Source organism: Psychrobacter phenylpyruvicus DSM 7000 = NBRC 102152 (assembly GCF_000685805.1).
GTDB lineage: Bacteria > Pseudomonadota > Gammaproteobacteria > Pseudomonadales > Moraxellaceae > Psychrobacter > Psychrobacter phenylpyruvicus.
In genome coordinates this window covers 46,868-66,591 of record NZ_JMKP01000007.1, presented here as the reverse complement: position 1 = coordinate 66,591, position 19,724 = coordinate 46,868, and the positions used below count along the sequence as shown (strand labels likewise).

The 19,724-nt window shown below is 41.5% G+C and carries 14 protein-coding genes; 6 read left to right on the top strand and 8 right to left on the bottom strand.

Features of this window, described 5'->3' with window-relative positions; translation table 11 throughout:
* Window positions 1–26: 26 nt before the first annotated feature.
* Window positions 27–1,466, bottom strand: a complete 1,440-nt coding sequence (gene dnaB / locus G561_RS0104420) for a replicative DNA helicase (RefSeq protein WP_028858470.1) — start codon at window positions 1,464–1,466, stop codon at window positions 27–29.
* A 620-nt stretch (window positions 1,467–2,086) separates the two neighbouring features.
* Between dnaB and pdxA the strand changes: the two genes are divergently transcribed.
* From pdxA to G561_RS0104405, 3 genes are all read left to right on the top strand, one after another.
* Window positions 2,087–3,304 carry a 4-hydroxythreonine-4-phosphate dehydrogenase PdxA gene (pdxA, locus tag G561_RS0104415; RefSeq protein ID WP_081794369.1) on the top strand — a complete coding sequence of 406 codons (1,218 nt, stop codon included), beginning with the start codon at window positions 2,087–2,089 and terminating at the stop codon, window positions 3,302–3,304.
* 83 nt (window positions 3,305–3,387) lie between these two features.
* On the top strand, window positions 3,388–4,293 hold the full coding sequence (gene rsmA, locus G561_RS0104410) for a 16S rRNA (adenine(1518)-N(6)/adenine(1519)-N(6))-dimethyltransferase RsmA (RefSeq protein WP_028858468.1): 906 nt from the start codon (window positions 3,388–3,390) through the stop codon (window positions 4,291–4,293).
* Between the two features lie 86 nt (window positions 4,294–4,379).
* Entirely contained in the window at window positions 4,380–5,216 is an 837-nt protein-coding gene (locus G561_RS0104405; protein WP_028858467.1) for a symmetrical bis(5'-nucleosyl)-tetraphosphatase, read from the top strand.
* A gap of 229 nt (window positions 5,217–5,445) precedes the next feature.
* Here the strand turns inward: G561_RS0104405 and G561_RS0104400 are convergent, their stop codons facing one another.
* The 7 genes from G561_RS0104400 to ahcY all read right to left on the bottom strand — a co-directional run bounded on the left by G561_RS0104400 (window position 5,446) and on the right by ahcY (window position 16,547).
* Complete coding sequence (locus tag G561_RS0104400) at window positions 5,446–6,180, bottom strand: glucose 1-dehydrogenase (protein WP_028858466.1); 735 nt, start codon at window positions 6,178–6,180, stop codon at window positions 5,446–5,448.
* 140 nt (window positions 6,181–6,320) lie between these two features.
* Window positions 6,321–8,723: a site-specific recombinase gene (locus G561_RS0104395; protein ID WP_028858465.1), complete on the bottom strand. Its 2,403-nt coding sequence runs from the start codon at window positions 8,721–8,723 to the stop codon at window positions 6,321–6,323.
* A gap of 217 nt (window positions 8,724–8,940) precedes the next feature.
* Window positions 8,941–10,725, bottom strand: a complete 1,785-nt coding sequence (locus tag G561_RS0104390; protein ID WP_028858464.1) for an acyl-CoA dehydrogenase C-terminal domain-containing protein — start codon at window positions 10,723–10,725, stop codon at window positions 8,941–8,943.
* Window positions 10,726–10,842: 117 nt separating this feature from the next.
* Window positions 10,843–12,636 (bottom strand): acyl-CoA dehydrogenase C-terminal domain-containing protein, encoded by a 1,794-nt coding sequence (locus tag G561_RS0104385; protein WP_028858463.1) that lies wholly within the window; start codon window positions 12,634–12,636, stop codon window positions 10,843–10,845.
* 591 nt (window positions 12,637–13,227) lie between these two features.
* Entirely contained in the window at window positions 13,228–14,121 is an 894-nt protein-coding gene (locus tag G561_RS0104380) for a 16S rRNA (uracil(1498)-N(3))-methyltransferase (protein WP_028858462.1), read from the bottom strand.
* A gap of 4 nt (window positions 14,122–14,125) precedes the next feature.
* The gene (gene metF / locus G561_RS0104375) at window positions 14,126–14,989 is read right to left on the bottom strand and encodes a methylenetetrahydrofolate reductase [NAD(P)H] (protein ID WP_028858461.1); all 864 of its coding nucleotides are present in this window, start codon (window positions 14,987–14,989) and stop codon (window positions 14,126–14,128) included.
* 136 nt (window positions 14,990–15,125) lie between these two features.
* Window positions 15,126–16,547: an adenosylhomocysteinase gene (gene ahcY, locus G561_RS0104370; RefSeq protein ID WP_028858460.1), complete on the bottom strand. Its 1,422-nt coding sequence runs from the start codon at window positions 16,545–16,547 to the stop codon at window positions 15,126–15,128.
* 762 nt (window positions 16,548–17,309) lie between these two features.
* Between ahcY and G561_RS0104365 the strand changes: the two genes are divergently transcribed.
* The 3 genes from G561_RS0104365 to G561_RS0104355 all read left to right on the top strand — a co-directional run bounded on the left by G561_RS0104365 (window position 17,310) and on the right by G561_RS0104355 (window position 19,650).
* Window positions 17,310–18,215, top strand: a complete 906-nt coding sequence (locus tag G561_RS0104365; RefSeq protein WP_028858459.1) for a hypothetical protein — start codon at window positions 17,310–17,312, stop codon at window positions 18,213–18,215.
* A gap of 83 nt (window positions 18,216–18,298) precedes the next feature.
* Entirely contained in the window at window positions 18,299–18,823 is a 525-nt protein-coding gene (locus tag G561_RS0104360; protein WP_028858458.1) for a helix-turn-helix domain-containing protein, read from the top strand.
* The gene (locus G561_RS0104355; RefSeq protein ID WP_115342969.1) at window positions 18,721–19,650 is read left to right on the top strand and encodes an IS3 family transposase; all 930 of its coding nucleotides are present in this window, start codon (window positions 18,721–18,723) and stop codon (window positions 19,648–19,650) included. Before G561_RS0104360 ends, G561_RS0104355 begins: the two co-directional genes overlap by 103 nt.
* Window positions 19,651–19,724 lie beyond the last annotated feature (74 nt).

The following is a 19,724-nucleotide window of genomic DNA, read 5'->3' as shown; positions in this document are numbered from 1 at the left end:
AATATGTAGGAATTTACTTAAGAAAATTATTCATCGTTCTCAAAACTAGCGTCCGCCATATAATGATCAGGCGTTAAGTTAATGAAGCGGGTGTATTGACCTTCGAATGCCAAACGCACGGTTCCAATAGGTCCGTTACGCTGCTTACCAATGATGATTTCAGCCACGCCTTTTAGGTCAGAGTTTTCGTTATAAACTTCATCACGATAAATAAAGGTAATTAAGTCGGCATCCTGCTCAATGGCTCCTGATTCACGTAAGTCGGACATGATAGGGCGCTTATTCGGACGGTTCTCAAGGCTTCGGTTAAGCTGAGATAGGGCAATAACAGGGCAGTTTAACTCACGTGCCAAGGCTTTTAAGCTGCGTGAAATCTCCGAAATCTCTTCCACACGGTTACCACTTAAGCTAGGTACTTTCATCAGCTGTAGGTAATCGACTATCACCATGCCTACTTTACCGTCGTGGTTTTTGGCAATACGGCGACAGCGTGATCGTACCTCTGAGGGAGGAAGGGCAGTACTGTCATCAATGTACAGGTGTTTGTCTTGCAAATGCGAGATGGCATTCATCATACGCGCCCATTCATCCTCATTCATCTGAGCAGAACGTAGGCTAGTTTGGTTAATCTGCCCCCAAGAGGACAGCAGACGCATAACGATAGATTCTGCTGGCATCTCCATAGAAAACACGATTACTGGCAAGTTTTCGTGAAATAATACCCCCTCAGCTAAGTTCATGGCGAAGGTGGTCTTACCCATAGAAGGACGAGCGGCAACAATGATTAAATCACCAGGTTGCAGTCCCTGCGTTTTATTATTGAGCTCAGTAAAGGGAGTCTTTAAGCCAATCATGCCATCTGGATTGTTCTTCAGCTCATCCATTTGCTCAATAACGTTCACTAGCACTGAGCTTACATCGACAGGCCCTCTTTGCTGAGCACGTTTGTTATGTTGCTCATTAATCGCAAATATTTTGGACTCAACTGTGTCTAAAATGTCACTGACACCGCGCTCTCTGGGATCATAAGCGAGTGCAAGCATTTCATTGCCAGCTGTAATAAGTTGGCGTAAAGTCGACAGCTCACGCACCCGCTCTGCATAGGAGACGATGTTAAACATGGTGCTGGGGCTTTGGGTCACAATATCGGCCAAGTAGCTTTCGCCACCAGCCTGTTTCAGTAGTTTTTGTGAATTAAGCCAGTCATGCACCATAACCGTATCATACGGTTCACCTACCATAGCAAGATGAGAGATTGCGGCAAAAATATGTTGATGACGACCTGCATAGAAGTCATCTTTTGTAACGATATCAGATATCTTGTCAAAAGATTCGTCAATACTCATCAAAGTAGCCAATAAAGCTTTTTCGATGTCTACGTTATGGGGAGGCTGCTGACTCAATAAATCGGTTAAACCAACGTCATTGTTGTCACTTTTTTCACTTCTTTTTTTACTTTCGGCCATAGTTCTATTGTCATTATCAAGATACAGTGGTGATATAGGCTCAGCGAAACTAACTTGCTGAAAAATAAGGGTATTGCTGTTTATTAGTGTATTACTTGCTTTGGGTGTTACTTGCTTTAGGTATTACTAATTATGATGTTGCTTACTTAAGATGCTACTAAATAGCAGGGTAACTAAACTGTTACGGCAAGTTTTTTATAGATTTAGTTAAATTGTTTTGTCAATTTAGCGCAATTGTTTTATGAGTTTAGATAGTTACAGAAGGTTTATTCCCCAAATATTGAAACCAATGGTATTTAGGGTTAAGGTTAGGTATTGCCAATACAGCTTTTCGTTAAATGTGTCTGAAGAACTGCTCATAAAGCGATAAATAAAGTCGTATAGCGATAAATCAAGTTTGTGATTTGAGCGATAAAGTTTAACACATTGCCACTGCTTATAGATTAAAAAACCCATGACTTTATGTTTGCAGCTTGCGTTTTATCATGAAAAATCTGTCATTCACTATTTGCATAATTGGGACTAAATGATGGCTAATCAAGGGCTAGGTAACTGATAAATCCAATAAGGCTTAACCCCAACTAATTATTCACAAGCTAATTATTAACAAGGTGAAATTAATGACCATACACTCAACTGATTTAGACCGCACTGATCGAAATATAAAGGACGCTCAGCAGTCATCTAGCCTACCTCCTTTAATCTTAACCACAGGTGAGCCTGCTGGTATTGGAATGGATATCGTGTTGCAGTTAGCACTAGCAGGGGACTTTACCAGCCTAGACTACCCAGTGGTGGTATTGGCTGATGAGCAGGCGTTACAGCAGAGATTTGAGCAAGTCTATGGCAGACAAATTCAAAGCTTAGATACTCCGCTGTGGCAGCGTATCGCTGAGGCCAGTGAAGTGACAAATACCGTAGAGAGCTCACAGCACTTTCTCACTGAGAAAATTTTGCAAGCTAAGTCTACCGGCTTTGAAGCTGAGAGCTCTCCCAAGTTTTATTTGATCCATGTTGGCTGTAACCAACCGGTTATTGCGGGGCAATTAAATGTAGACAATGCAGTCATGGTGATCACCCAGTTACAGATAGCTCATAAGCTTGCTCAATCTGGAGCGGCCAGTGCCATTGTGACCGGGCCTTTACAAAAGTCAGTGCTGATTGAGGCGGGTATCACATTGGAAGATGGGTCGATGTTTACTGGTCACACTGAGTTTTTTATGCAAAAAAGCGGCTGTGATAAAGTAGTAATGATGTTGGCAAATAATGCCATGAAAGTGGCGCTGGTCACTATACATATGCCACTCAAAGAGGTAGCAGCAGCGATTACTCCAGATAATGTGCGTCAAACGGTACAGATTTTATTAAATGATTTACAACAAAAATTTGGACTCAAAGATCCGAGGGTATTGGTTTGTGGTTTAAATCCTCATGCAGGAGAGGATGGTCATCTAGGCACGGAGGAGATTGAAGTTATTAACCCAGTGTTAAAACAATTTCAGGACCAAGGGGTAAATATATCTTCCGCTATGCCCGCAGATACTTTATTTACCCAAAGACACCTCAAGCATTGTGATGCAGTCATTGCTATGTATCATGATCAAGGCTTGCCGGTACTGAAGTCGCATGGCTTTGGCGATACGGTGAATTTAACGTTGGGCTTGCCTTATATTCGTACTTCAGTGGATCATGGTACCGCATTAGATTTGGCTGGTAAGCGCAAACATGAGGGCGCTGAAGCCAGCGATGCTGAAAGCGGGCAGGCTAGTAGTAGCAGTCTATGGCAAGCCTTGACCATGGCCAATGATATGGTCAAATCAACCCTGGGCCTGAGGTGAGTGAATTTTCAAGATCGGATAGGTAAGTAATCCTTTGAAATATGCTAAACTAAACCCCTTTACTAACTGATATCTATCAACTTATGACACATTCAGACGCATCAAAACATCCCTTACATGGCACCTTACAAAGGGCTGCTAAACATCAGCCTAGAAAAAGATTTGGTCAAAACTTTTTGCATGATGAAAGTATTATCAGCCAAATTGTGGATTCTATTGGTCTAAACCGAGACGATAATCTGGTTGAGATCGGGCCAGGTATGGGCGCATTAACAGAGCCTTTACTAGAGCAAGTTGATGCCATGACGGTGATTGAACTGGACCGTGATTTGGCCAGCAGCCTGCGTATTCGTATTGGCGCTAATAGCCATCCTAACTTCCACATCGTCAATACTAATGCCATGCAGTTCGATTACTCAACTCTGTATGATAAAGAGGCTGAGGGAGTCAAATCGAACAAGCTTCGTGTCGTGGGTAACTTGCCCTATAATATTTCTACTCCACTTTTATTTACCTTACTGGAGTACTCAGATATTATTGAAGACATGCATTTTATGCTACAAAAAGAGGTCGTAGAGCGTATTACTGCTGATGTGGGCAGTAAAATATACGGTCGTTTATCAGTTATTATGCAGTACTATTGTGAAACTGAATATCTGCTCACGGTACCTAGAGGGGCTTTTAACCCTCCTCCAAAAGTAACCAGTGCTGTATTCCGTTTGCGTCCACATCTCACCAAGCCGGTGCAAGCAGAAGATGAAAAACTCTTTGCTTTAGTGGTGCGTGAGACCTTTAACCATCGCCGTAAAACCTTGCGTGCCATATTTAAGCAGTCTTCATTAATGGCGACATTGAGCGATGAAGATTTTGCTTCTATTGGTATCGAAGGCAATGCACGTCCTGAAACCTTGGATGTCAAAGACTTCGTGGCACTAAGTAACCTAGTAAATAGTAAGCAACAAAGTCAGCTTGAAAATAGCGATGATTGAGCGGTAAGGCTGGGACTCTTGGGCAAGAATGGTCTAAATTAAATTCAATAAAAGAGTAAATACCACCAATAAAACTGAGTGACTATATGAAATATCGTTCCGAGTATGTTATCGGAGATTTACAAGGATGTTATGCTGCCTATCTAGATCTTCTAAAAAAAATAAACTTTGATCCTGCACAAGATAAGTTATGGTTTGTGGGGGATTTAGTAGCTAGAGGTGAAGATTCTTTATCTACTTTACGACATGTCAAGGACCTGTGTGAGCAGGGCGCTGCCGCTACTGTATTGGGCAATCATGATATTAATTTAATCGCGGTATGGCGCGGCTTTGCACCTTTAAAGAATAAAGATCAAACCGAAGCCATCCTCAAGGCACCCGATTGCAATGAGCTACTTAATTGGCTTCGCCGCCAACCGTTAATTGCTTTTCCTAACGAGCAAACGGTATTGGTCCATGCTGGTATTCCCCCGCACTGGAGAATAAGCGAGGCAGAGCGTTATGCGCGTGAAGTACAAGTGCAGCTTTCGAGTAGTTTTTTTCAACTTGATAGGGTGCTGCCACATTTGTATAGCGGGGAAGCAGATGTTTGGTCGGAGCAGCTCAATGGCTTTACGCGAATCAGAGCCATTACCAACTATCTCACTAGGATGCGGCTGTGTAAACAAGATGGCTCTCTTGAGTTTAGCTTTAAATCAAGCCTGAGCGATGAAATGCCAGAATCATTCCGTCCTTGGTTTGAGTGGGAAGTGCCCCGTGATCGCAAGATTCTATTCGGGCACTGGGCTGCCTTAAAGGCTGAGATTGACTTGCCTACCGCTAGAGCCTTAGATGGGGGCTGTGTGTGGGGCAACTGCCTGGTGGCATATCGTTTGGAAGATGGCAAGATTTTTACCTCTTCAGATAAATGCCCAAAATCCTAAGGCTTAATCAATTGCCACAGATAAAAGGTATTAGTTGGTAAGTAGGATTAGTTGGTAAGTAAAATCAGTTAGTAAGTAAGATCAGTTAGTAAGTAGAACTAATTGGGCTGATAGAAGTCATATTTCAACAAAAAAAGCACAAGTCAACAATGACTTGTGCTTTTTGTATTTTATCCACTAAATTATAGGACAAAGGAGCTACAAGTAAGGCTAGTGTAGCCCTGAGAGCCTATTGAGCGGTCATGCCGCCATCGACCACAAACTCTGAGCCTGTTGAGTAGCTAGAGTCATCTGACGCCAAAAATAGAATCAGATTGCTCACTTCCTCAGGTTGTGCCACCCGTTGTAGAGGAATGCTTTTAGCAATTTTCTCGACTGCGTCTTTGGTATCACCCTGCATAATCATAGGAGTTGCAATAACGCCAGGATGTACAGAGTTAACTCGGATACCAGAGCCTGCCAGCTCTAAAGCTGCGGCTTTAGTCATACCGCGTACCGCAAATTTAGAGTCTGTATAGCCAATAGCACCACCGACTAAACCATTAATAGAGGAGATATTGATGATTGAGCCATTGTCGGCTTTTTTCATTGAAGGAACAACCGACTTCATGCCTAAGAATACAGAAACTTGGTTGATATCAAGGATACGACGATAATCTTCCAACGACATATCCAATAAAGATTTTGCCATAGTAATGCCGGCATTATTTACCAGAACGTTAATTGGACCAAATTTATCTTCAGTGGTTTTGACAACGTTTAACCAATCTTCTTCGCTGGTAACATCATGTTTGATAAATAGTGCATTTTCTCCCAGAGAGGCTGCTAACGCTTGTCCTTTTTCTTCATTGATATCGGTTAACACAACCTTTGCACCCTGCTCGAAGCATTTGCGAGCATGAGTCTCACCCATACCTTGTGCTGCTCCAGTAACAATAACGACCTTATCTTGTAAACGTCCCATAATATTCTCCTTATTATTTTATAATGATAGGTATTAATAATGATAAGTTCAGCTGGTTAATATAAGGCTATAACCAGCTGCGTACCTCAATTATTATACCTAATAATATATAATTGAATATTGTCTATCCGTTACAACGTCTATTCGGGCAGCTTGGGTGGATTCTTGGGTTTGGGTAAAGGAGTTTTGGCATTTTTCGTTTTATCATTGCTAGAGGCAGCTTCTGAGTTTGTGTCGACCATGCCTGTTTCGAGTAGCTCAGGATTCACCAGCTCAAACTCTTGATCATCCAAGTTAACTATTTTTTTCTCAGTAGTAACCGGTGGCTGATCACTCGTGAGCTTATCTTGGAATTCTTTTTTCTCAATCATCTCATCAATACGTTTGCTATCGATAGCGACCCCTTCAGGCACCACCCGTACGCTTGAGAGTCTACGCACAGCAAAGTGTTTTGGAAACAGTTTATGCTTTTGCGCTTTACCCGCTTCTTCATAAATCATATAACCTTGGCTATCAATCTTGGCATAAGTCATCGGCTCTGGACGGGGTAAGAAGAAGTCTCTAGGCTGAGTCATTAGGTGAGTGTACATTAATCTACCGATGGTCTTCCATTCAACCACCTCAACCCCTTTAGAGCGTAGTGCTACAATTATGGCTAACGAGAAGCTTACCAATAGGTTGACCATACCGATAAGGGCCACACCGAGTAGAGAGATCAAAACAATACCAAGACTAAAGTCATCTGCTGCCATATTAAATATGCCGTGCGAGAAGTTAGCAGAAGCAAAAGCAATATGGCGAATATCTAATGGCATGCCGAATATAAAGCCCACAGTGGCGGTACTACCTAGGAACACACCAAATAGGAAGTTACCCATAATGGCGCCTAAGTTGTTTTCCACAAAAGTTCCTAGTCGCTGTAGCCAAGACTCTGAGACAAAGCGCAATAACAGCTTGTGACGAGCAATACGCTCACCAATATTATTAAATAAGGCCAAGTTATCGTAATAACCGGCAATCAAACCAGATAAGAATAAGAACACACCGGCAATGGCCGCATGGAATATCGCTAAAGAGTGGAAGGGATCTAAGTCATGCAATAGGTGTTCAGCTTGATCGATGCCAATCATCGGGGTGCCTTTCACCTGTAACCACACTATAGATATGATGAGTGCTAAAGGCATAGCAATCAGCACGTTACCCATGATAGCGACGAACTGGGTACGGATGATATCTACCATCAGCTCTGAAAGCTTGGCAAGCTGATGCGACTTTTTGCCTGAGCTATCAGAAATGGTAGAAGCAATAGCCGCTGCAGTCATAGCCGGCTGTTTAGTAGCCACGGTTCCGTGGATAATATGGATAAATACGAAGCCTAAGCCATAAATCATACTGTTAACAAAAGCCCGACTCATTGGCGCCAAATCTAAGTCGTAAGATAAAATTTTGATAGTGGCCATAAAGGCAATCATAAAACCACCGACCGCCGCCATTTTAAACATTTTCTTATAGCCGGCCTTATCGGTACTAATGTAATGCTCACCAACACGCCCTGAGTTTTCGGTAATTTTTCGAGACAATAGCTTGGTATTGTTATCAATTAAGTAGCTGATACTATAGCGGCGTTTTACACTGACAATAATGGCTTGTGTTAGCTCAATAATGGCTCTATCACGTTTCTTATCATCATTAGTTAGTAGCTCACTCAAGATCTGCATACGCTTTAAGCTTTGCTCAAGGCGCAGTAACATATTGGTGGAACGAATTGAAATACCCGTCTTGTAGATACGCTTACGTACCGTGTTGACAATATTGTCACACTGCTCAATCATTACCAATAAAGGACCTGGGTCAATTTCACGACCAGGAACGGCATCTTCATAGTTATCTAATTGGTGTATCTCTCGATATTCGTTAGCAAAAAGGACGGCTTCTTGGTTCTGAGCCACAAAAGCCGCTGAGTAATCGAGCATTTGCGGATAAGCTTTCATCAAATCAGGATGCAAGCCGATACCACTAACGCGGTAAGACAAAATAACTAACGCATTAAGAATGTTATTTTTAGCAGTCGCCACAAGGTTAGAGTGGGCATCATCCACCATGATGAGATCTACCATCTCATCCCATAGCTCATCATTAATAGACGCCAACCAGCGCTCATCATCTTTGCCATCAAATAAATAAGCAACCAGTTCTACAATAGAATCATCTTCAGGTAATAGAGGTACAAAGCGATGCCCAATTAAGCGCATTAAGCTATTGGAGAAGGTTTGGTCTGATAAGATGCCTGTGTCGGTGTATAACGACATTCTATGGTAATTATTGAGTAAAGTAAGAACAAAGACGGCCAGACCATTGGCATACTCAGGGTACTTTCTTAATAGTGCATTTAGCTCCTTAATTCTTTCATTAGGAAGCTCGGGATTATTCTTATATTCAGCTTCTGATACCCGTAAAGTATCAATTAATCTTTTGAGCACATAAGGCTCAGGGCTATCGCACAGTGCATTTATTTTATGCAAAATATCTTTTAATTCTGCCACTTAATTACCCTTATTCGATCAGATATTGAGAAGGTATCGCAAAGTTCTATTAATTTCAATTAGTTTAATAGCATATTTAATTAAAACGAAGATAGATTCCTATAATTAGCGGAAGGTTAGACAGTAATATAACGACAAAAAAGACAGCCACGAGAGCTGTCTTCTTGTAAAGTTATGAGGAATTATAAACTATTCCGAGATTTAAATCGGCTTTTAATTAGCTAATATTTTGTTCAAAATATTGTAAATCAAAGTCCATAATTGGATCGCTACCGGTCTTAACCATTTCAGCGTGGGCTTTGATGCGAGGTAGGATACGACCTACGAAATAAGTAGCCAGCTTTAACTTATTGGCGTAGAACTCACCTTCCTTGTCATGGGCAGCTTCTACCATCATGGCGAACATAAATGCGTAGCATAGGTAGCCCATCGCATGTAGATAATCTACCGCACAGCCATTGATTTCGCTCTTACGATTGCTGATGTTAGTCAATACAGTCGTCGTTAATTCTTCAATGGTGCTTGCTGCATCTAAAGTGGCTTGTTTGATTTCATGATCGGCTTTCATGTTAGCGACGAAATCACGGATTTCAGCTAAGAAGCTCTCTAAGTATTTGCCATTGTTACGAGAAATCTTACGGCCTAGTAAGTCTAAGGCTTGAATGCCGTTAGCACCTTCATAAATCTGAGCAATACGCGTATCGCGAACGATTTGCTCCATACCCCATTCACGGATATAGCCATGACCACCGAATACTTGCTGACAATCTATAGTTGCCTCTAACGCTTTATCGGTTAAGAAAGCTTTAGCGATAGGGGTTAATAGGGCAACACGAGCGGCAGCTGCTTTGGCGTTATCAGGGTCAACACTGAACTTAGACTCATCTAATTGCTTGGCCACATACATAGCGAAGCAACGAGAAGCTTCAGCGTTAGCGCGAGCGTTTAATAGCATACGGCGCACGTCAGCGTGGTGAATGATTTGGTCAGCAGGCTTCTCTGGGCTTTGGATTTGAGTATCGCTACGACCTTGTGCACGGTCTAGGGCATAAGCCGCTGCATTTTGATAAGCAAGCTCAGTACCACCTAGGCCTTGTAAGCCCATAGTCACACGCTCATAGTTCATCATAACGAACATAGACGCTAGACCGGTGTTTTCTTCACCAACCATCCAGCCTTTAGCGCCATCAAAGTTCATAACACAGGTTGCTGAACCTTTGATACCCATTTTGTGTTCGATAGAACCGGCTGCTAATGAGTTACGCTCACCTAAGCTACCATCTTCATTCACTATGAATTTAGGCACTACGAATAAAGAAATACCTTTCGAACCTTCTGGAGCATTTGGTGTTTTGGCCAATACTAAATGGATAATGTTTTCAGTAAGGTCGTGCTCACCACCGGTGATGAAGATTTTAGTACCAGAAATGCTGTAGCTGCCATCATCGTTAGGGGTAGCTTTGGTTTTGATGATACCTAAGTCAGTACCGGCATGAGGCTCAGTTAAGCACATAGTGCCTGACCATTGGCCTGTATACATTTTTTCAAGGTAAAGCTGTTTTTGTTCTTCAGAAGCAGAAGCCAATAAACAAAGCGTCGCACCAACAGATAAGTTAGGGTATAGGGCGAAAGCTTGGTTCGTAGTGAAAACCATTTCTTCACTAAGCATGGTCACCATTTTAGGGAAACCTTGTCCGCCGTACTCAGGATCACCGCCTAGGCCGATCCAACCTGCTTCAGCATACTGTTTGAAAGCATCTTTAAAGCCAGCTGGTGTGGTTACAACGCCGTCACCTTGATAAGTCGCGCCTTCTTCATCACCTGTGCGGTTAAGAGGAAGCAGTACGTTTTTTGACAGCTTAGCCATCTCTTCAAGCACCATGTTGACGGTATCCATATCAACGTGAGCTAGCTTTTCGTTGGCTTGCCAAAATTTTTCAACGTCAAAAACGTCGTTTAGCATGAAGCGCATTTCATCTAAAGGTGGATTATAAATAGCCATAAAAAGTCCTTTAATATATTTAGAATTGATTTATTGATTTGTTAGTTTAAATGGATTAGTGCCACCTATAAATGATAGCACTAATCCAAATCACTAAGTAGTAGTAAACCGTAGTACTTAGAATGCAAATTGGTCAACATCCATGCTCATGTAAGGCTCTGCACCGGTATCAATGCGAGCAACATAAGTGCGCGTACGAGGTAGCAACTTGCTGAAGTAGAACTGAGCAGTTTTGATCTTCGCATCATAGAAGCCCGTTTCAGTTGTACCGTTTGCAAGGGTTTGTTTAGCAACAGCAACCATTCGTGCCCATAGGTAGGCTAGAGTTACATAACCACTGAAGTACATGTAATCTACGGCAGCTGCCCCTACTGAATCTGGGTTTTCAGCGGCTTGTTTGGCAATACGACCTGTCAAATCAGTCCACTCAGCATTCAAGTCAGCCAGAGGACGGATAAATTCAGCCATGCCTTCATCAGCTTCATGCTCTTTACAGAAGTCAGCGATTACTTTGGTGAAGTTCGCTAGCATCTTGCCTTTTGAGCCTAGTACTTTACGGCCTAGAAGGTCTAATGATTGGATTTCAGTAGTGCCCTCATATAAGCAGGCAATGCGGGTGTCACGTACGTTCTGTTCCATGCCCCACTCGGAGATAAAGCCATGACCACCGTATACTTGAACGCCGTGGTTGGCTGCTTCATAGCCAGTCTCTGTTAAGAATGCTTTAGCGATTGGAGTCAATAGTGACAACATTTGGTCAGCGTATTCTTGTTCTTCGCCAGTGCCTTTTACCACAATATCGGCGAAGAATGATAGGTAATAGGCTAGGGCGCGGCCACCTTCAGCGAATGCTTTTTCTGTTAATAGCATGTTGCGAACCGCTGGGTGAACGATGATTGGGTCTGCCACTTTATCTGGCGCTTTTACCCCTGACATTGAACGCATCGCTAGACGGTCTTTGGCATACTCAAGTGAGCCTTGGAAAGCAATTTCAGAGGCAGTTAAACCTTGAACTGCAGTCAGGATGCGTGCAATGTTCATAAAGGTAAACATACAGTTTAGACCACGGTTCTCTGGGCCAACTAAGAAGCCTTTAGCACCATCGAAGTTCATTACACAGGTAGCAGAGGCTTTGATACCCATTTTGTGCTCGATAGAACCACAAGTAACTTGGTTAGGTTCTGCTAGGCTACCATCTGCGTTGACGTTTATTTTAGGTACGATAAATAGTGAAATACCTTTGGTACCAGCTGGAGCACCTGGTAGGCGGGCTAGAACGATATGAACGATGTTTTCCGTCATATCGTGTTCACCGGCTGAGATGAAGATTTTTTGGCCAGTGATGCTGTAAGAGCCGTCGTCATTAGGCTCAGCTTTAGTGCGAATGATACCTAAGTCAGAACCGGCATGTGCCTCTGTCAAGCACATAGTGCCTGACCATTCGCCAGTGACCATTTTTTCTAAATAAATTGCTTTTTGCTCATCTGTGCCATGATGCTCAAGAGTTTGAATCGCACCATGAGATAGGCCGGGATACATTGAGAATGACCAGTTGGCCGAGCCCATAATTTCATTAACTACGGTACTTAATGAAAAAGGCATGTTTTGGCCACCGAACTCTTCGTCAGCCGCAAGCGCTGAAAACCCTAGTTCGCAGTATTGTTTATAAGCTTCTTTAAAGCCTTTTGGTGTGGTCACTTTACCATTTTCGAAGGTACAACCTTCTTCGTCACCACTACGATTTAGAGGGGCAATTTCATTTTCAGCAAAGCTAGCAGCAGCTTCAATGTAGCTGTCAATGATGTCTTTTTCAACTTCTTGGTATTCAGGAATACTTTTATAATGAGAGGTACTGTCTAAAAGCTCATGTAGAACAAATTGCATATCACGAAGAGGCGCTTTGTATTGCATGTTGTTATCCTTTTTATAAGAATGGTTTGGTTGACAACTTTGGGTTTTAGACTGCACAAATTATTTTATTAGTTACAAGGCTCCCTGTTGTAAGGTCTTGTATTAATGCTGATAAATAATTTGACAGTAAATTGAATAAAGAAAATTAGGGAAAATTGATAGTTATCTATTTTTATAAGGCGATGAGAAGTTTTGATAGTAAATAAAGCCATAGTTAATAATGACTTGCATTAAATATAGCTATCGCAAATAAAAATTTATAGATGAAAAGATAGAGGCTAAACCGTTACTTTACAAGCACTTGCAAAGACTTACGGGTCACAAAAAATAATTTTAATTGTGAAAATTTCGTTTTTTATAGTTTTTTTATCGTTTTTAAAAAGCCAAATAAAAGCTAAGACTATGGTTTTATAAAATAAAAAATAGGTTTCTCTAAAAGTAAAAAACCGGCACCAACGGATTGGTTGCCGGCTAATTATGAGTAAACGAAAGTTAAATAAAAAATAATAAAAAATAAGAAAAATCAGAGTTAGTACCGATAATTTAAGACCATATCATTGCTTAATAAATTACCGCTTAATAAATCACTACTTAGACAGTGTCGCCAATATGCATCAAAGTGGCTAAGGCAACTACCGGCGCCGTCTCTGTCCGCAATACTCGATTGCCCAATTGCCAAGGCAGATAATTGCTGTCACGCGCCTGCAGATATTCAGACTCTGATAGTCCGCCTTCTGCACCGATTAAAATGTCAAACCTGGGCTTAGATTGGGTCTGTACTGCTTGAGTGAAGTGCTGCTTAATCGAAGCATTGATATCTAATTGCTGTTTTTCTTGTTGATTGGGTACAGCCAAAACTAAGGGTAGGGTAGGCTGATTAAAATATTGTTGATAATAAGCGTCATTTACCAAATAGCTAACGTCATTATGCGGTTCACCACCTTGTTGTTGTAGCCATTGTTCAATAGACACCGGTGACATTACTAAAGGCGGACGATTAAGCCCACATTGTTCGCATGCAGATAGGGCCACCTGTTGCCAATGATTGAGCTTTTTGTCGACTTGATTGGCTTTTAATCTTACCTCACCGTGCTGACTGGTAAGTAACTGAATAGTAGTAGCGCCCAATTCGGTAGATTTTTGGATTGCATAATCCATCCTATCACCGCGACTCATGACGATGGCAATGGTGCTATGAAAGTTACTTCTATTATCAATAGTATCGTGCGAAATGATACGGGCTTGAGCCGACTTTTTGTCAATAGACTCAAGCTCTATGATGCTTTGGCCGCCCAAGCCATCGAAGACTAGACTTTGTTCACCAACTTTGGCCCGTAACACACGGCACCAATGATGATAAATATCATCTGTTAAATTAAGCAAACTGCCAATAGCAAGTTGGCTTAAACGGGTTAAAGTAGGGTTGGAATTAGAGGAGTCCGAACTTAGCTGTGCTAAATTCGGATTAAAGAAAAAACGGCGCATGCGATTAAGCCTGTGTGCTTGATGGGGTCAAGCCTAATGATTGTACTAGGCGTTTGTTGGGTTCAACACGGTTCATGGTATAGAAGTGAAGGGCAGGTACGCCTTCAGCTATGAGCACTTCACATAAGCGGTGTACCACTTCAAAACCAAATTCACGAATGGCTTTGCGGTCATCACCGTAGTCAGCCAACTGCTTACGAATGAAGCGAGGAATGTCTGCGCCGCAGCTGTCCGCAAAGCGAATTAAATTACTTGAATTGATGATGGGCATAATGCCGGCAACCAGTTTATGCTTATCAGTATCAATACCGCGCTTTTCTAAAGCGTCACGTAGATATAAATAACTTTCAGCATTATAGAAGAACTGGGTAATAGCAGAGTTAGCACCTGCTTCAAACTTATTGATTAAGTTTTGAATGTCTTGCTCAAAGCTTATGGCTTGGGGGTGCATTTCAGGATAAGCAGCGACTTCAATTTGGAAGTGATCACCTGAATGTTCACGGATGAAACGAACCAAATCCACAGCGAAGGGCAATTCACCCATACCTACTTGACCTGAAGGTAAATCACCGCGTAAAGCTACCATGCGGCTAATACCAATGGATTTGTAGAAATCTAAAAGTTCTGCAATTTGGCTTTTGTCATCACCAATACAGGAGATATGGGGAGCAATAGGGGTGCTAGCACGATTTTTTAGCGCTTCGACAATCCCTAATGTACGTTCGCGAGTGGTACCACCGGCACCATAGGTTACTGAAAAATAGCTTGGCGCCAACTCATTTAAAGTATCAAAAGTCTGATATAGCTTGGTGATGCCTTCATCTGTTTTGGTTGGAAAAAACTCAAAAGAAAATTGTGGCTTGCTCATGTCCTGTCCTTGATGAAAAATATATACCGCCCTAATAATAGGCTGAGAAATTAATCTAATTTCTCAGCCTTTAAAATAAACAACTGTTAATGTAATAAGTTTAACTGCAAATGTTAAATACTAAAAAGTATTAACATTAGTACTTATAGTCATCAGGCTTGAATGGACCTTCAACAGGAACCCCTAAATAATCTGCTTGTTCAGGTGTCAACTGGGTCATGACACCGTTGAAGCCTGCGACCATAGCTGCGGCAACTTCTTCATCCAGTTTCTTCGGTAATACTTTGACATATAAGCCGTTGGCACGTTCATCTGCTGGTAATTCAGAGAATTTCTCTTCGTGTAAGTACATTTGAGCCAGTACTTGGTTTGCAAATGAGCCGTCCATGACGCGTGATGGGTGACCAGTAGCATTACCTAGGTTTACTAAGCGACCTTCTGCTAACAAGATTAGATAATCGTTTTTGTCTTCTGAGCGATAAACTTGGTGAACTTGAGGCTTGATTTCTACCCAGTTCCAAGTATCACGCATAAATTGAGTATCGATTTCAGTGTCGAAGTGACCAATGTTACAAACTACAGCGCCTGGCTTTAACGCAGCCAGCATGTGTTTATCACATACGTGGTAGTTACCAGTAGTAGTAACAATTAAGTCCGTATCTTGTAATAGACGAGTATTGATGCCTTCTGCTGAATTGGTATTTTTACCATCGATGTAAGGAGATACTAGCTCATAGCCATCCATACAGGCTTGCATGGCACAAATAGGGTCAACTTCTGAAACACGAACGATCATACCTTCTTGGCGTAAGCTCTGTGCTGAGCCTTTACCCACATCACCATAGCCGATAACCAAAGCGCGGCGGCCGGCAAGTAACATGTCTGTGGCACGTTTGATAGCATCGTTTAAGCTGTGACGGCAGCCATACTTGTTATCGTTTTTAGACTTGGTAACCGCATCGTTTACGTTGATAGCTGGTACTTTTAGCGTCCCTTTATTAAGCATATCAATTAGACGGTGTACCCCAGTGGTGGTCTCTTCAGAGATACCATTGATGGTGTCTAGCATTTGTGGATAGTCATTATGGATTAAAGCAGTTAAATCACCGCCGTCATCTAGGATAAGGTTAGCATCCCAAAGCTGACCATTCTCTTCACCGCCCACAAATAACTGTTGACGTAAGCACCACTCGTATTCTTCTTCCGTTTCGCCTTTCCAAGCAAAGACAGGAATACCACTTGCAGCAATTGCCGCAGCCGCATGATCTTGGGTTGAGAAGATATTACATGAAGTCCAACGTACTTCAGCACCTAGCTCAACTAGGGTCTCAATAAGTACTGCGGTTTGGATGGTCATATGGATACAACCTAGAATTTTGGCACCGGCTAAAGGCTGGGCTTCTTTATAGCGTTTACGTAAGCCCATTAACGCTGGCATTTCAGCTTCTGCTAATGAAATCTCACGACGGCCATAATCTGCTAGGCTGATATCAGCTACTTTATAGTCGCTGAAGTTTTCTAAATTGGTTTTTGAATCGATGTTAGACACTGCGTCCATCTCGAGCTCCTTGGTATTGATAAAAATTAAGGTGAAAGAAACGCAGGTGTCGTTGTTTGCCCATTAGCTACCCATCAGTATAAATACAGTTAATTCAACTTATTAGATTGTTTGAGCAACAAATTAATGTTACAGCTAACAACCCGTAAATTAGACCAATTTAAATGAAATTTCAGAAGTAAAACTCTGAAAAATTGATGTAGCTATAAGTAAGCTATATAAGAATATAGCTATATAAAGGCGAACCGAGCCTGACAGTGACCTTTATCTAATTTAACTAAACATTAGCTAATTTAACTAAAAGAGTTTCAAATGCTATAATAGCGACTCTAGTGGTTAGTAAATTTCACTGGCGCAACACCTCTCGGCAGCTGCATATTGTAATAGATGTGCCAGCTAATGTCATCTGATGTGTTTTGGTTTTTTATCCTTAAATGACTTAGGGGTTCATAAATAAAGTATTAGGCTTCTGTGCAATCACAGGGTATAATGCAACCCAACTTACAAATTGTAAGCAAAAATTACAGAATCCCTATTAAAAGGTAACTTTTAGGGGATGACTTTAATTGTAAAAAAGTGTTTAATACAAACATGGATACGGGAAACCTCTATGGTGTCTCATGGATGAGCAATTCGAGTGGCCTTTATATAGCTGTGTACTATTATTACTAAGTACATGATAACTATAATACCCTTGAATTGCTTTTTTGTTATTAGGCACTTATTAACGGTTCAATTAAGTTATATATCTTTGGAGATATTATGAAACTATTTAAATTAACAGCAGTTGCAGCAGCAGTATTAGGCTCATCAGTTGCAATGGCTCAAGATGTAGTGGTAGTTGATGCACAACCAGCTAACGAAGTAGTTGTAGTTGACGCACAACCTGTTGCTTATCAAGCACAACCAGTTGCTTATCAATATGACCAAAACGCTGGTGTTATTGCTAACACTACTGGCGCGGTAGTTGGTACTGGCAAAACTCTTTTCAACACAGTAACTCATCCAGCTGCAGTAAGCGCTGAGATCGGTACTTTAGGTTATGGTGCTAACATCGCTTGGGGTGTTAACGAAACTACCGAACTAACTGCAGGTTGGAACGGTTTCAGCGACGACGGTACTAAAGACTTAGACGCTAGCGATTCTTGGATCAACTGGGGTAAAGCTCTAGGTGACGGTTGGGGTAACTTCCAAGGCGATATGAAATATGATGCTGATTTCAGCAACCCATACCTTGGTGTTAACTTACGTCCATGGGCTAACAACTTCACTATTGGTACTGGTGTTCTAGTTCCAAATAATGAGTTGGAGGCTACTTTAACACCTAAATCTCCAGATGCTAATGTTAGAATCAATGGTACAAGATATTACATTACTGAAGGAACTACTGTTAAAGCAAATGTAGAAAACAGAAACAAACTGGCTCCTTATTTAACTATAGGCTACCGCCCAAACATCAACCAAAACTGGGGTGTATTCGGTGAAATCGGTGCAGCTTATATGGGTAAAATGGATGCCGACGTTAAAGTAACAGAAGGTAATGTAAAAGCAGAAGGTAGCATCAACGTTAACGATAACAAACAATTCGAAGATGCCGCTAGAAATGACATTCAAAAAGACGACGTTTGGTATCCAATGGTTAAAGCTGGTTTAACTTACCGCTTCTAATTATTGGCTAAGCTAAAGTTATAAAAAAGCATCCCTTCGTGAACTGAACCCCATAAGTTGGACACAACTTGTGGGGTATTTTTATGCGTTATAATCTAGACTTCAAGATGAAGGTCATAGCATACTATGAGCAAGGACATACCAAAAATGCCACAGCAGAGACATTTAATGTAAATCGAAACTTTGTACTTAAATGGGTAGAGCAATATCAAAGCGGTGGTATCGATGCTATAAAGCCAAGGACAACTAAAGCCAAATACAGTAGTGAGTTTAAACTTAAGGTGTTAACTACTATGCTTGAACAAGGTTTAAGTCAATCTGAGGTAGCACTGAAATTCAATATCAGCTCACCGGCATTAATCAGTCACTGGCATAAAGTGTATCGAGAGCATGGTCTGTCTGGACTAATATCCAAACCTAAAGGTAGAGCTACTATGAGCAAACCATTTATCACAGACAAACCAGATGATGAAAAGACACCAGCAGAGCTTAGACGAGAGCTGGAATATCTACGTGCGGAGAATGCCTACCTAAAAAAGCTAGATGCCTTGCTCAGGGAAAAGGAAAAGAAACAAGCTTCGAGAAAGCAAGGCTCATCGAAAGGCTAAGGCAAGATCATCCTTTACCTGCTTTGCTAGACATAGCCAAGATGCCTAAAAGCGTCTTTTACTACCATAGAGCAAAGCTTGAGAGTGGCGACAAGTACACTGAATTAAAACAGCGTATTGCTAAACTATATCACCAGCATAAAGGTAGGTATGGCTATCGCAGAATAACGGCAGCACTAAAGCAGTTAGGTGTACATCACAATCATAAGCTCATAGCTAAGCTTATGCGTCACCTTAACTTAACTGCACGGATCAGAAGACAAAAGTACCGCTCTTATAAAGGGGTACAAGGTAAGATTGCAAAGAATTACCTAAAGCGCCAGTTTGATGCAGATAGACCAAACAAGCGCTGGCTAACTGATACCACTGAGTTTAAGGTGGGTAATCATAAGCTATATTTATCGCCCATACTCGATTGTTTTAACAATGAAATCATCAGTTATACCCTCTCAAAGAGACCAACTTATGATTTAGTTAGCAAGATGCTAGATAAAGCTTTAGCAAAGACGAAAATATGCCGTGATAACAGGTTAATGCTACATTCAGATCAAGGGTGGCATTATCAAATGAAACACTTTAACAGGATACTTAAACAGCACGGTATTAAGCAAAGTATGAGCAGAAAAGGAAATTGCTTGGATAATGCGCTTATGGAAGGGTTCTTCGGTACATTGAAGTGCGAGACAATTTATATTGAGAAACCGAAAACTATTGAGCAGTTAAAACAACAGATTCACGAGTATATTCATTATTACAATAATGAGCGCATTCAACTTAAACTAAAAGGACTGAGTCCTGTGCAATACAGAACTCAGTCCTTGGGTTAAACTAAACCGTCCAACATTTGGGGTTCAGTTCATCGGGGGTGCTTTTTTTTGGCTAAAATATTTTAACAGGTAGG